This is a genomic window from Micromonospora sp. CA-249363, assembly GCF_050950185.1.
In the GTDB taxonomy this organism is placed as follows: Bacteria; Actinomycetota; Actinomycetes; order Mycobacteriales; family Micromonosporaceae; genus Micromonospora.
This window is the reverse complement of sequence record NZ_CP192020.1, coordinates 2,428,742-2,442,312: the sequence shown is the minus strand read 5'-3', so window position 1 is coordinate 2,442,312 and position 13,571 is coordinate 2,428,742. Positions and strand designations below refer to the sequence as shown.

Genomic DNA, 13,571 nt, shown 5'->3' with positions numbered 1-13,571 from the left:
CTCAGGCCTCCTTGGCGCGCGGGTTGCGGGGCTGAGTCTGCTGGCTGCGGGCCGGAAGTGCCCGGCCCAGCCCGCTGACCCGCGGGGACAGGAACGCCCGGGTCCGGGCGAACATCGTCATGATCGGGTGCCGGAAGAGGAAGACCACGACCAGGTCCAGCACCGTGGCCAGGCCGAGCGCGAACGCGAAGCCCTTGACCGTGCCGACCGAGACCACGTAGAGCACCACCGCGGAGAGCAACGTGATCGCGTTGGCCGAGATGATGGTCCGGCGGGCCCGGAGCCAGGCTCGGGGTACCGCGCTGCGTGGGCTGCGGCCCTCTCTGATCTCGTCCTTGAGTCGTTCGAAGTAGATGACGAACGAGTCCGCCGCCACACCGAGCGAGACGATCATGCCGGCGATGCCGGCGAGGGTCAGCGTGAAGCCGATCTGCCGCCCGAGCACCACCAGCGCGCCGAAGACCAGCAGCGCGGAGAGGATCAGGCTCAGGAAGATGACCGAGCCGAGCAGCCGGTAGTAGAAGAACGCGTAGATGATGACCAGCAGCATGCCGATGCCGGCCGCGAGCAGACCGGCCCGCAGGTGGCTGGCACCCAGGGTCGCGGTGACGTTCTGCGACTCCTGGGGCTCGAAGGTCACCGGCAGCGCGCCGTAACGGAGCTGGCCGGCGAGGGCGCTGGCGTCCTTCTGGGTGAACTGGCCGGTGATCTGCGAGTTGCCGGTCAGCACGCCCTGGATCTCCGGAGAGGAGACGATCTCGTTGTCCAGGACGACGGCGACCCGGCACTTGCCATCCTGACCGAGAGCGGTCGCGTCGCAGGCCTGGCCCTCGTTGTTGAACGACTCACGGGTCAGCGCGGTCCACTTGCCCTGGCCGTCGCCGGTGAAGTCGAGGCTGACCACCCAGGAGTTGGTCTGGTCGAGCACCGCGTCGGCGTCGTCCACGTCGGTGCCCAGCACCTTGGCCTGGTCGAGCAGGTACTTCGACGCGCCGTCCTCGCAGGAGACGACCTGCTGCTTCGGGTCGGAGATCGACGCCGGCGGGCGCTTGTCGAGCTGGGCGCACCCGATCGTCGGCACGTTGAACTGCATCTGCGCCGGCAGCACGGCCACCTCTTGCGGGCTCAGCGTGCCGAACGGCTTGAGCTTGTCGCCCAGCGACGGGTCGGCGCTCAGGTCGGCGGGGGCCTGCAGTCCGCTCGCGGCCTGCCAGGCGGCGGCCCCGACCTTCTGCTCAACGGCCTTGCGCTGCTCCTCGATACTCGCCGGCACCGGCTCGGCGCTGGCGCTCGCCGACGGCGCGGCACTCGCCGACGCCGACGGGGTCGGCGTGGCGCTGGCGCTCGGCGCGGGCGCCATCCCGCCCTGTCCGCCGCTGGCCGACGGGCTCACCTTCGCCGCGCCGGTCGCCGACGGGGTCACCTTCGGCGCGGCGCTGGCCGACGGGGCGCCGGACGGCGGCGCGGCGCTCGGGGTCGGCGCGGCGGCCGGCGGCGCGGCGGCCGTCCCGCTGCCGTCCGCGGCCTTGAGCACCTTGCGGAAGCGCAGCTCGGCGGCGCTGCCCACGTCGGTGAGGTCCCGGTTCTCACCGGGCAGGGAGATGACGATGTTCCGGTTTCCCTCGGTGACCACCTCGGCCTCGGCCACGCCGAACGCGTTGACCCGGCTCTCGATGATCTGGCGGGCCTCCTCGAGGTTCTCCGCCGTCGGAGGCTTGCCGTCGACGTTGTTGGTCGCCTCCAGCGTCAGCCGGGTGCCGCCGATCAGGTCCAGGCCGAGCTTGGGCTCGAGCCGGTCCTTGAAGCTGCCGCTGGCACCGCCCGCGAAGAACACCAGAAGGTAGAGGACGACGAAGATGAACCCGAGCACGGCGAGTTGCCGGCCGGGGCGCATCTGTCCCTGAGGTGGTGCCACGGTTGTCCTGTCTCCCTGTACGGTCGCGCCGCTGCGCGCGGCGGCGGCGGCGAGTGTCGGGCCGGGGGTCCCGGCCAACGGTCTGACCTGGGTCGGCGGCGTGCCGACACAGTGGCCGGACACGCCGGCACGGAGACGCCGACGGCCACGGGAACGTGCCGACGCCCGGCGTCGACCCAACTATCCAGTTTTCACGTCACATCCGCTGCCCCGTCGGGCGCGGCGCCCCGGGGAGTCGGCCGGCCGGCCGTACCGCCGGAGCCGTCGACCCCCTGGGGGGAAGGTCACTCCTTGACGGTGTCCGCGTCCTCGGTGACCGGCTCGTTCGGCAGCTCCGCGCGGGTGACCACCCGGGCGATGGCCGGCCGGGCGTACCGGGTCTGCACGCCCGGAGCGATCTCGAGCAGGACGGCGTCGTCCTCGACGCCGGTGACCGTGCCGTAGAGCCCGCCGATGGTGACGACCTCGTCGCCCGGGCCGAGCGCGGACTGCATGGCCTCGGCTTCGCGGCGACGCTTCTGCTGGGGACGGATCATCATGACGTACATGACGCCGAAGAGCAGGACGATCATCAGGATCGGCGTGAAGCCGCCGGCTCCACCACCCGCTGCAAGGTATTGCACGGTTACTGCCTTCCCATTGGCCCCCTCGCCGGCACGGGGAGTGCCGGAGCGGAGGCGGATTCTCACATCCTGTACAGACCGCGGCGAAGTCTAAACCCTGCACCTGAGAACACCGAATGCGGCACAGATCACGTTCACATTACGGCTGATCGGTATCCACGGAGAACAGATCGGGCACTGCCGGGACATCCGCCCCAAATGTACCATTCGGTGGAGTACGCCCCAGGTGCAGCCAGGCAGCCTCCGTGGCCACCCGCCCCCGAGGCGTACGCGCCAACAGGCCGGCACGCACCAGAAACGGCTCGCAGACCTCCTCGACCGTGTCCGGCTGCTCCCCCACCGCCACGGCGAGGGTGGACAACCCGACCGGACCACCCCGGAACGAGTCCACCAGGGCGGTCAGCACCGCCCGGTCCAACCGGTCCAGGCCGAGCGCGTCGACGTCGTACACCGTGAGGGCCTTGCGGGCGGTGCCGAGGGTGACCACACCGTCGGCGCGGACCTCCGCGTAGTCGCGGACCCGGCGCAACAGCCGGTTGGCGATCCGGGGCGTGCCCCGGGAGCGGCCGGCGATCTCGGCCGCGCCGTCCGGAGTGATCGGCACCCCGAGGATGCGCGCCGAACGATGCAGCAGCGTCTCCAGATCCGCCGGGGCGTAGAAGTCCAGGTGCGCGACGAAGCCGAACCGGTCCCGCATGGGCCCGGTCAACAGACCCGAGCGGGTGGTCGCGCCGACCAGGGTGAACGGCTCGACGTCCAGCGGGATCGCGGTCGCGCCCGGCCCCTTGCCGACCACCACGTCGACCCGGAAGTCCTCCATCGCGCTGTAGAGCAGCTCCTCCGCCGGCCGGGCGATCCGGTGGATCTCGTCGATGAAGAGCACGTCGCCCTCGGCGAGACTGGTCAGGATCGCCGCCAGGTCACCCGACCGTTCGATCGCCGGGCCGCTGGTCACCCGGATGCCCGCGCCCAGCTCGGCGGCGACGATGTTGGCGAGGCTCGTCTTGCCCAGCCCGGGTGGCCCGGAGAGCAGGATGTGGTCCGGCGGCGACCCCCGCCGCATGGCGCCCTGCAACAACAGGTCGAGCTGGTCGCGCACCCGGTCCTGGGCGATGAACTCCGCCAGCCGTCGAGGCCGTACGGTCGCCTCCGCGTCCCGCTCGGCATCGCTGACGTACGCCGAGACGAGCCCCTCGGTCTCGCTCATCGGGTACGGCCCAGCAGCCGGATGGCCTGCTTGAGCAGGACCGGCACGGGCGGGGTGGCCCCGTCGATCGTCTCCGCCACGGCCGCCACCGCCTGGTCCGCCTGCCCGGCCGTCCAGCCCAGACCGACAAGCGCCTGCCGGACCTGGTCGGGCCACGCGCCGCCGGTCACGCCACCGGCCCCGTCGGCGCCGATCGCCACCGGGCCGATGCGGTCACGCAACTCCAGCACCAGGCGCTCGGCGCCCTTCTTGCCGATCCCGGGCACCCGGGTCAGCGCGGCGGTGTCGGCGTTCGCGATGGCCTTGCGCACCGCGTCCGGCGTGTGCACGGCCAGCACGGCCTGGGCGAGGCGCGGGCCGACCCCACTGGCGGTCTGCAACAGCTCGAACAGCGCCTTGGCGTCGTCGTCGGCGAACCCGTACAGGGTCAGCGAGTCCTCCCGGACCACCAGGCTGGTCGCCAGCCGCGCCGGCTGCCCCACCCGCAGCTCGGCGAGCGTCCCGGGCGCGCAGTGCACGGCCAGACCGACCCCGCCGACCTCGATCACGGCCAGATCCGGACCCGTCGCGGTCACCGTGCCGCGCACGCTGGCGATCATCGTGCTCCTCCTCGTCGTGCCCGGTCGGCCGCGGCGGCCAGCTTCGAACGGGTGCCACCGCGCCACACGTGGCAGATGGCCAGGGCGAGCGCGTCGGCGGCGTCCGCGGGCTTCGGCGGCTCGGCCAACCGCAGCAGCCGGGTCACCATCGCGGTCATCTGCGCCTTGTCGGCCTGACCGGAACCGGTCACCGCCGCCTTCACCTCGCTCGGGGTGTACGTCTGCACCGGCAACCCGGCCCGCGCCCCCGCCAGCACCGCAATGCCGCTGGCCTGAGCGGTGCCCATCACCGTACGGACGTTGTGCTGGCTGAACACCCGCTCGACGGCGACACTCTCCGGTTCGTGCTTGGCCACCAACTCGGTCAGTGACCGGTCCAGGTGCAGCAGCCGCAACGCCAGGTCGTCGGCCGGATCGGTGTAGACCACGTAGTAGGCGACCAGCGTGCAGGGCCGGCCGGGCACGCCCTCGACGACGCCCACCCCACAGCGCGTCAACCCCGGGTCGACCCCCAGCACCCGCACGCCGCCCCCTCCCCCAGTACGTGTGTTCGACACCCTAACCCCCACCCTCCCCACCGCCCCCACGGGACACGCCCCACCGTCCCCGCGCCCCGCGCCCCGCGCCCCGCGCCCCGCGCCCCGCGCCCCGCGCCCCGCGCCCCGCGCCCCGCGCCCCGCGCCCCGCGCCCCGCGCCCCGCGCCCCGCGCCCCGCGCCCCGCGCCCCGCGCCCCGCGCCCCGCGCCCCGCGCCCCGCGCCCCGCGCCAAGATCCTCACAACATCAGGGAAGTTGCTGCCTCAGACGCGCCGGAGACAGCAACATCGGTGAAGTTGAGCGGATCTTGGCGGCGCGTGACCCCCCGATGACCGACCCGCAAGGCAGCGGGCAGACGAGCGCCCGGCAGACCTGCCCCGGCACCGCACGGCCTGACCCGCCTCGGCACGACGCGACCGGGGCGCAGCACGACGCGGGCCCAGCGCGAACCGGGCGCAGCGCGACACGGGCCCAGCGCGACACGGGCCCAGCGCGACACGGGCCCAGCGCGACACGGGCCCAGCCCGGCGGAAACCCGCACGGCCAAGGTCAGGCACGGCCACGGTCAGGCACGGCCAAGGTCACGCTAGATCCTGGATGTAGTGGCCTCCTCGACCCGCCGACACCACTACATCCTGGATGCAGCGCGATCTTGCCGACGGCCCAGCGGGCCAGCGGCCCAGCGGGCCAGCGGGCCAGCGGCCCAGCGGGCCAGCGGGCCAGCGGGCCAGCGGTCCAGCGGCCCAGCGGGCCACCGGCCGGCGGCCGGGCGGTCGGGCGGCCCAGCAGCGGACAGCGCAGCCAGCAGACGGGCAGACGTCCCAGACGTGCCTGGCAGGCCCAGCCGGCGGCCAGCCCAGGCGACGAGCGGCAGACGGGCCAGCCAGCGCGGTGGCCAGCCAGCGCGGCAGCCAGTCAGGTGGCGCACTCCGACGGGCGGGCACACAGCTTTGCCCGGGAGTATGTGGCTCCAGCCCATGTGCCGACGGACACACAGCTCGTAACTTCTTGCGCCATGACGGCAGAACCCGTGGCGGTCCCCCACGTCGTACAGGTTGACCTCTCCGGTCGGACCGCCCTGGTCACCGGCGGAGGCAGCGGCATCGGGCGGGCGTGCGCCCTGCGTCTCGGCGCGGCCGGCGCGAAGGTGCTCGTGGTGGACCGCAACCTGGAGGCGGCCAAGTCCGTGGCCGCCCAGGCCGGCGGACGGGCCGAGGGCGTGGACCTGGCCGACGCGGCGGCGGTGGACTCCCTCGACGTGGACGTCGACATCGTGGTGAACAACGCGGGGCTCCAGCACGTGGCGCCGTTGCAGGACTTTCCCGTCGAGCGTTTCGAGTACATCCAGCGGGTGATGGTGGAGGCGCCGTTTCTGCTGATCCGCCGGGCGCTGCCGCACATGTACGCCCGGGGCTGGGGTCGGATCATCAACATCTCGTCGGTGCACGGCCTGCGGGCCTCGCCGTTCAAGGCGGCGTACGTCTCGGCGAAGCACGCCCTCGAGGGGCTCTCGAAGGTGGTGGCGTTGGAGGGCGCCGCGCACGGGGTGACGGCCAACTGCATCAACCCCGCGTACGTGCGGACCGCCCTGGTGGAGAGCCAGATCGCCGACCAGGCGGCCAGCCACGGTATCGAGGAGACCGAGGTCGTCGAGAAGATCATGCTGGCCCGGGCGGCCGTCAAACGGCTGATCGAACCGGAGGAGGTGGCCGAGTTGCTGGCGTACCTCTGCTCGCCGCCGGCGGCCTTCATCACCGGCGCGTCGATCGCGCTCGACGGGGGCTGGACGGCCAACTAGTGGGGCCGCGCACAATGTCGACCATGTCGTCGCCGGTGGAGTTCCTGGAACTGCTCGCCCGCGAGGCCGCCGCGGTGGAGTTCGAGGGCCCGCTGGTGGCCGCGCGTGCCGCGGGTGTGCCGCCGGACCGGCTGGCCGAGTTGGAGCAGGCCAAGACGGTGGCGTTGCGGGTCCGTGCGCTGCTGGAGCGGCGTCGCCGCCGGGAGACCGAGCTGTCCGGCCTGTACGACACGGTCAGCGACCTGGCCGGGCTACGTGACCTGGACGACGTGCTGCGGGCGATCGTGCATCGGGCGCGCAACCTGCTCGGCGCCGACGTGGCGTACATGACGTTGAACGACGACGAGCGCGGCGACACGTACATGCGGGTCACCGACGGGTCCGTCTCAGCCCGCTTCCAGCGGTTGCGGCTGCCGATGGGGGCCGGCCTCGGTGGTCTGGTGGCCCAGTCCGGCGCGCCGTACGTCACCGCCAACTACGGCGAGGACGCGCGCTTCCACCACACCGGGGAGATCGATGCCGGCGTGGGCGAGGAGGGCCTGGTGGCGATCCTCGGGGTGCCGCTGCGGCTCGGCTCCACCTCGATCGGGGTGCTCTACGCCGCCAACCGCTCGGCCCGGCCGTTCGCCCGGGAGGAGGTGGCGTTGCTGGTCTCCCTGGCCGCGCACGCCGCGGTGGCGATCGACACGGCCCGACTGCTGGCCGAGACGCGTTCGGCGTTGGCCGAGCTGTCGGCGGCGAACACCACCATCCGGGCGCACAGCAGTTCGGTGGAGCGGGCGGCGGCGGCGCACGACCGGATGACGGCGTTGGTGCTGCGCGGCGGCGGCGTCGAGGACGTGGCGGCGGCGGTGACCGACGTGCTGGGCGGCGCACTGCTGGCGTTGGACGCCGCGGGTCGTCTGCTGGCGCGGGTCGGCGAGATCGACGAGCCGGAGCGCGCGGACATCGTCGAGGCGGTGGCCGCGTCCCGGACCGAGGGACGCAGCGTCCGTCGCGGTCCACTGTGGTACGCGGCGGTGGTCGCCGGCACGGAGAACCTGGGCGCGCTGGTGTTGCGTCCCAACGACGAGTTGGTCGACGCGGACCAGCGCATCCTGGAGCGGGCCGCGCTGGTGACCGCCCTGCTGCTGCTGTTCCGCCGGACGGTCGCGGAGGCGGAGGGTCGGGTTCGTGGCGAGTTGCTGGACGACCTGATCGCCCGGCCGCTGCGCGACACCGACGCGTTGCGCAGCCGGGCCCGTCGGCTCGGGGTGGACCTGGACGCGCCGCATGTGCTGGTGACGGTGGGCGACGACGCCATCGCGGCGACCGGCTCGGCGCGACAGCGGGTGCTCTCCTGGGCCACCACGTACGCCTCGGCGCGGGGTGGCCTGGCGGCGGCGCGCGACGGTCGGGTGGTCCTGATGCTGCCGGGCCAGGACGCCGGCGGCAGCGCCCGTGCGGTGGCGCGGGACCTGTCGCGGGTGACGGGCCGGCCGGTGACCGCCGGGGCGAGCGGGCCGGCGACCGGGCCCGGGGCGTTGGCGGGGACGTTCCACGAGGCGGACCGCTGCCTGACCGCCCTCGGCGCGCTGGGCCGCGCCGGTCAGGGGGCGAGCACCGCCGAGCTGGGCTTCGTCGGGCTGCTGCTGGGCACGGTGGGTGACCAGGGCGACAAGGACGTGGCGCGGTTCCTCACCAGCACGGTCGGGCCGGTCGTCGACTACGACGCCCGGCGCGGGACGGCGCTGGTGAAGACGCTGGAGGCGTACTTCGGGGTGGGCGGCAGCCTGGCCCGGGCCGCCGAGCAGCTACACGTGCACGTGAACACGGTCACCCAGCGGTTGGAGCGGGTCGGTCAACTGCTCGGCGCGGACTGGCAGCGCCCCGAGCGGGCGTTGGAGGTGCAGTTGGCGCTGCGCCTGCACCGGCTGCGCGCCCCGGCGGGCTGACCCGACGCTCGGTCGAGGCAGCCCGGCCAGGGCGCGGTCGGCTCAGCGGGCGCGGATGCCTTCGAGGACGGCATCCACGACCTGCGCGGGCAGCTTGCGGTCGTCCAGCTCGGGGTTCCACTGGAGTACGCGTTGAATCAGCATCGGCCCGGTGAGCAGCGCCATGGTGACCTCGACGTCGATGTCGGGCCGCAGGAGCCCTTCGTCGATGCCGCGCCGCAGCACCTCGCGCATGAGCTGCCGCCGGGGCTCGATGATGTTCTGGTAGAGCTGGAACTGGTCCGGGCTGCGGTTCACCGCCGGCACCAGGCACGGCATGATCTTCGTCGCGCGGGGGTCGACGTTCTGGCCCACCGCGCCGACCAGCAGGAGCAGGTCGTCACGGACGGAGTGACCGGCCGGCTGCGGCATGATGCCCTTGAGCCGGCGCAGCGCGTCGATCAGCAGCGCGTCCTTGCCGGCCCAGCGGCGGTAGATGGTGGCTTTGCCGACGCCGGCGCGGGTGGCGATCGCCTCGATCGAGAGCGCCTCGATGGTGCTGCCCTCGGCGAGCAGATCGAGGGTCGCCTCGAGGATCGCCTCGTCGGCGCGGATGCTCCGCGGTCGCCCGGGCGACCGCGGAGCATCGGCGGTGGAGGTCATGTCGGACATTGTTCCCGAACCTAGGCCGTGCCGGCCAACTCGGGCTCGGTGGCGGGTGCCGCCGTCGAGGTCGTCAGGGCCGCGCGGCCCGGCATCCAGCGCAGGACCACCAGCATGCCGAGGGCCGCGACGATCGCGGACAGCGCCGCCGCCCAGTGCATGGCCGTGACGAAGGCGTCGTTGGCCGCCGAGATCAGCGTGGGCGCCGCCGGGCCGAGTTGCCCGGCTGCCGCGTACGCGCCGGAGATCGACTCGTTGGCCGCGTCCTGCGCCTGGGCGGGCAGGCCGGTCAGCGCGTCGCCCACGTCGCTGCGGTAGACCGCGCTGAGCACCGAGCCGAGGACCGCCACGCCGAGCGCGCCGGCCACCTGGCGGACGGTGTTGCTCACCGCGGAGCCCACGCCGGCCTTCTCACGTGGCAGCGCCGACATGATGGACTCGGTGGCCGGCGGCATGATGTTGGCCATCCCGACGCCCTGGATGAAGAAGACGACCAGCACGATCCAGATCGGGGTGGAGGCGCCGATGAAGGCGAACGCGGCCAGCGCCACCACGGTCAGCCCCAGCCCGACGGCGGCGACCGCCCGGCCGCCGTAGCGGCGGACCATCGCGGCGCTGCGCGGCGCGAAGATCAGCTGGGCTCCGGCGAAGGGCAGGAAGAGCAGACCGGTCTGCAGCGGGCTGTAGTCGCGGACCAGCTGGAGGTAGAAGGAGCTGAAGAACATCACGCCCATCGCGGCGAAGAACACCAGGCCGACGATGGCCACCGGCGCCGCGAAGCGGGGCACCTTGAACAGGCGGACGTCCAGTGACGGGTGGTCGGAGCTGAGCTCGTGCCGCACGAACCAGGCCAGCACGGCGAGGCCCACCAGGATCGAGCCCCAGGCCACCGGACGGTCGAAGCCGTGCTCGCCACCGTCGATGATGCCGTAGGAGAGGGCCACCAGGCCGACCACGGAGAGCAGAACGCCGAGCAGGTCGACGCGGCCGGGGCGCGGGTCCCGCGACTCGGGTACGAGCAGCGCCACCAGGATCACGCCGGCGACGACCACCGGGACGTTGATCAGGAAGACCGAGCCCCACCAGAAGTGCTCCAGCAGCGTGCCGCCGAGGATCGGGCCGATCGCCACGGCCAGGCCGACCGCGCCGGCCCAGACGCCGATGGCCCGGCCGCGCTCGCGGGGGTCGAAGACGTTGGAGATGATCGAGAGCGTCACCGGCATGATGGCCGCGCCGCCGACCCCCATCAGGGCGCGGGCCGCGATCAGCTGCCCGGGGCTGTCGGCGTACGCCGAGAGCAGCGACGCCAGGCCGAACAGCGCCAGCCCGATCATCAGGAAGCGCTTGCGGCCGGCGCGGTCGCCGAGCACCCCGAAGGTGAACAGCAGGCCGGCGAAGACCAGCGTGTAGGAGTTGATGGACCACTCCAGCTCGCCCTGGCTGGCGCCGAGGCCGTGTACCGGGTCGGCCAGCGTGCGTAGGGCGACGTTGAGAATCGTGTTGTCGAGGACGACGACGAGGAGGCTGATCACCAGCACCCCCAGGATCGCCCACCTCCTCGGGTGTCCCGTGTTGTCGTGCAGCTCCATGCCCGGTTCTCCCCCCGGTTGCACCCGCTCGGCAATACGATACGGGCCAGACTCGTAACGGCGATCAGACTACGGTCGTCATTAACGATACGGAACGGTTTCGTATTGCAAGTGGGCGGCGTCACGTCTCCGCGCGCGGCCGATCCCCCGGTTCCGGCCCACCGAGACAGGCGGCGACGGCCGCCGACAGCACGCTCAGGTGGACCGCGGGCGCGGCGAGCGGTTCGATCCAGCCGGGCCCGGCGCCGTAGACGCGCAGGCCGGGAAAATCGCGGGCGAAACGCACCAGACGGTACGCACGGCCGGTGACCGGGGTCTGCGACCACACCACGACGGTGTACGGATGAGCGCGGCGCACGGCGCTGGTCAGCGCGGACCACGGCAGCGCGGGCCCCAGGTGCAGGCAGCCACGCCCCCGCTCGCGCAGGGCCGCCGCGAGGGCGTGCAGGCCGAGCGAATGCGTCTCCTGCTCGGCGCCGGCCAGCAGCACCCCGCCGGTCGGCAGGGACCGCCCGGGTTCCCGGCGATACACGTCCAGCCCCACCCGGACGCCCTCGGACAGCGCGTGTTCCACGGCGATCTCGGCGGCGTCGCGCCCCGACAGAGACGCCAGCAGCGGCTGGCAGACCTGCTCCCAGAGCGCGGGCGCGCCCCACTCGGCCGCCAACTCCAGCATCAGTGCGGCGACACGGTTACCGTCCAGGTCCTCGGCCGCCAGCGAGACCCGCTTGAGCGCGGTCTGCACGGCGTCGGCCGGCATCGGATCGGTCAGCACAGACGTACCCCCGGGTAGGTGTTCTCTACCCGGGTTTCGCCGCGACCGGGCGCGGCGGATGCGCCCGGCGCGAATTTGCCGGCGGCGGACCGCCGCCGGCCGGCCCCGGCCGCCTTGACCCGACCTCCTAGATTGATGATCCACACAGCCCAGCGGAAGGCCCCACCCCATGCCCGTCGGCTTCACCATGGCGATCGTCCTCGCCGTCGCCCTGGTCGTCAGCGCCGTCGCCGCGCTCGTCGCCCCCGCCCGCTCGCTGAAGCGGGTGGCCGCCCTCGCCGCGCTCGGCTTCCTCACCCTCAGCGTGGTGGTGGGCGTCGCCTCCAGCGCCCACTCGGTGCCGATCCGCTCGGTCGGCATCGTGACCAGCTTCGGCAAGCCCACCGGCGAGGTGACCGGCTCCGGCCTGAAGTGGGTGGCCCCCTGGCAGAAGGTCGGCGAGTGGGACGCCGGCCGGCAGAAGTACGACCACATCGGCGGCAACGACTGCGTCCGGGTCCGCACCGGGACGCTCGCCGACGCCTGCGTCGAGGTGCTCATCGAGTGGCAGGTCAAACCGGAGAACGCCCCCAAGCAGTTCATGGACTACAAGGGGGACTTCGACAGCTTCCGGGGGCAGCGGGTGGGCGTGCAGCTCGACAGCGCGGTCAACGACGCGTTCGCCGCGTACAACCCGCTGGAGAAGATCGACGCCCGGACGGGCGACCTGAACGTCGACCTCAAGCCGTTCGCGGCGAACATCAAGACCAGCGCGGAGACCCGCCTCGCCACGGACGTCGACATCCTGTCGGTGACCATCACGCGGGTCAACCACGACGACAAGACCGAGGGCAACATCAAGGCGTTCCAGGACAAGCTGGCGCAGACCCGCAACCTGGAGCAGGACCGCAAGAACGCCGAGATCTCCAAGCAGATCACCGAGACCAACGCGAAGGTCGACAAGGTGACCCGCTGTCTGGAGATCGCCGAGAAGAACGGCGCCAACCCGGGCCTGTGCATCAACCCCGGCATCGTCACCGGCAAGTGACCCGGTCGACGTCGGGATCGGGGTCAGACCATCCGACGAAGCGCGGCCTCCACGGCGTCCAGCAGCGGGTCACCGTCCGTCGCCGGATGCCGTGCGAGACCGAACTCGACGTCCGGCAGGGCGGGCAGCGCGTGCGCGACGTGGGCGGACATCCCCGGTTCGAGGTTCGCGGGCAGGAGCGCCGCGACGCCGAGCCCGGCCCGGACCGCCGCGAGCACCCCGACGAGACTGTTGCTCTCGAAGGCCACCCGCCACTGCCGATCGACGCGTTCCATCGCCTCGAGCACCGCGGTACGCCAGGAGCACGGCGTCGAGAACAGCACGACCGGTAGCGGATCCGCGGCCACGTCCACACCGTGGCCGACCGCCCAGACCAGCGGTCGACGTACCGTCCAGCGCGGCGGACCGGGTATGTCCGGTACCGCGTCGAGCACGAGCTGGACCCGACCCGCGTCGTAGGCCTCCCGCATCGCGGCCTGCGACAGGCTGAGGACCTCCAGCGTCGCGTGGGGATGCAGCCGGGCGAGGTCGGCGAGGGCCTGCGGAAGCTGCGACGCGGCGAGGTCTTCGAGCAGTCCGACGCCACAGTGGCCGGTGAGCGCCCGACCCGTCTCGGTCAGTGCCTGTCCGGAGAGGGCGAGGATGCGTTCGGCGTACGGCAGGAGCTGCTCCCCTGCCCGGGTGGGCGAGACGCCGGACGGCGAACGGTGTAGCAGCGGATGGCCGACGACGCTCTCCAGCCTGCGCAACTGCTGACTGAGAGCGGGCTGGGTGTGGCCGAGCGCGGTCGCCGCGCGGCTGATGCTGCCGGCGCGCACGGCGGTGACGAACGAGCGCAGCAGGCCGGTTTCCAGATCCCTTGCCATAAGGATCGATAATGCCACCCCCAAGCAGATAACCACTTCTTATGGCTCGCGAGCGGGCCT

Annotated in this window: 12 protein-coding genes; 3 read left to right on the top strand and 9 right to left on the bottom strand. The window is 72.7% G+C overall.

Features of this window, described 5'->3' with window-relative positions; genetic code table 11:
• Position 1: 1 nt before the first annotated feature.
• From secD to ruvC, 5 genes are all read right to left on the bottom strand, one after another.
• Positions 2–1,915, bottom strand: a complete 1,914-nt coding sequence (gene secD, locus ACQPZK_RS11240; protein WP_433538228.1) for a protein translocase subunit SecD — start codon at positions 1,913–1,915, stop codon at positions 2–4.
• Positions 1,916–2,199: 284 nt separating this feature from the next.
• A complete protein-coding gene (yajC, locus tag ACQPZK_RS11235; RefSeq protein WP_433539178.1) occupies positions 2,200–2,487 on the bottom strand; it encodes a preprotein translocase subunit YajC in 288 nt (95 codons plus the stop codon).
• Between the two features lie 190 nt (positions 2,488–2,677).
• Complete coding sequence (ruvB, locus tag ACQPZK_RS11230; protein ID WP_433538227.1) at positions 2,678–3,745, bottom strand: Holliday junction branch migration DNA helicase RuvB; 1,068 nt, start codon at positions 3,743–3,745, stop codon at positions 2,678–2,680.
• On the bottom strand, positions 3,742–4,344 hold the full coding sequence (gene ruvA / locus ACQPZK_RS11225) for a Holliday junction branch migration protein RuvA (protein ID WP_433538226.1): 603 nt from the start codon (positions 4,342–4,344) through the stop codon (positions 3,742–3,744). Before ruvA ends, ruvB begins: the two co-directional genes overlap by 4 nt.
• Positions 4,341–4,868: a crossover junction endodeoxyribonuclease RuvC gene (ruvC, locus tag ACQPZK_RS11220; RefSeq protein ID WP_210821188.1), complete on the bottom strand. Its 528-nt coding sequence runs from the start codon at positions 4,866–4,868 to the stop codon at positions 4,341–4,343. Before ruvC ends, ruvA begins: the two co-directional genes overlap by 4 nt.
• A 1,027-nt stretch (positions 4,869–5,895) precedes the next feature.
• On the opposite strand from ruvC, the gene ACQPZK_RS11215 reads away from it, so the two are divergent.
• Together ACQPZK_RS11215 and ACQPZK_RS11210 are read left to right on the top strand one after the other, a co-directional pair.
• Complete coding sequence (locus ACQPZK_RS11215) at positions 5,896–6,678, top strand: 3-hydroxybutyrate dehydrogenase (protein WP_433538225.1); 783 nt, start codon at positions 5,896–5,898, stop codon at positions 6,676–6,678.
• Between the two features lie 14 nt (positions 6,679–6,692).
• Entirely contained in the window at positions 6,693–8,612 is a 1,920-nt protein-coding gene (locus ACQPZK_RS11210) for a helix-turn-helix domain-containing protein (RefSeq protein ID WP_433538224.1), read from the top strand.
• A gap of 42 nt (positions 8,613–8,654) precedes the next feature.
• Here ACQPZK_RS11210 and ACQPZK_RS11205 read toward each other — a convergent pair whose 3' ends face one another.
• From ACQPZK_RS11205 to ACQPZK_RS11195, 3 genes are all read right to left on the bottom strand, one after another.
• Entirely contained in the window at positions 8,655–9,263 is a 609-nt protein-coding gene (locus tag ACQPZK_RS11205) for a TetR/AcrR family transcriptional regulator (RefSeq protein WP_433538223.1), read from the bottom strand.
• An 11-nt stretch (positions 9,264–9,274) separates the two neighbouring features.
• On the bottom strand, positions 9,275–10,843 hold the full coding sequence (locus ACQPZK_RS11200; protein ID WP_433538222.1) for an MFS transporter: 1,569 nt from the start codon (positions 10,841–10,843) through the stop codon (positions 9,275–9,277).
• A gap of 121 nt (positions 10,844–10,964) precedes the next feature.
• Positions 10,965–11,618 carry a transcriptional regulator gene (locus ACQPZK_RS11195; RefSeq protein WP_433538221.1) on the bottom strand — a complete coding sequence of 218 codons (654 nt, stop codon included), beginning with the start codon at positions 11,616–11,618 and terminating at the stop codon, positions 10,965–10,967.
• A 169-nt stretch (positions 11,619–11,787) separates the two neighbouring features.
• Between ACQPZK_RS11195 and ACQPZK_RS11190 the strand changes: the two genes are divergently transcribed.
• Positions 11,788–12,645: an SPFH domain-containing protein gene (locus ACQPZK_RS11190; RefSeq protein WP_433538220.1), complete on the top strand. Its 858-nt coding sequence runs from the start codon at positions 11,788–11,790 to the stop codon at positions 12,643–12,645.
• A 23-nt stretch (positions 12,646–12,668) separates the two neighbouring features.
• Here ACQPZK_RS11190 and ACQPZK_RS11185 read toward each other — a convergent pair whose 3' ends face one another.
• A complete protein-coding gene (locus ACQPZK_RS11185; RefSeq protein WP_433538219.1) occupies positions 12,669–13,511 on the bottom strand; it encodes a LysR family transcriptional regulator in 843 nt (280 codons plus the stop codon).
• Between the last annotated feature and the right edge of the window lie 60 nt (positions 13,512–13,571).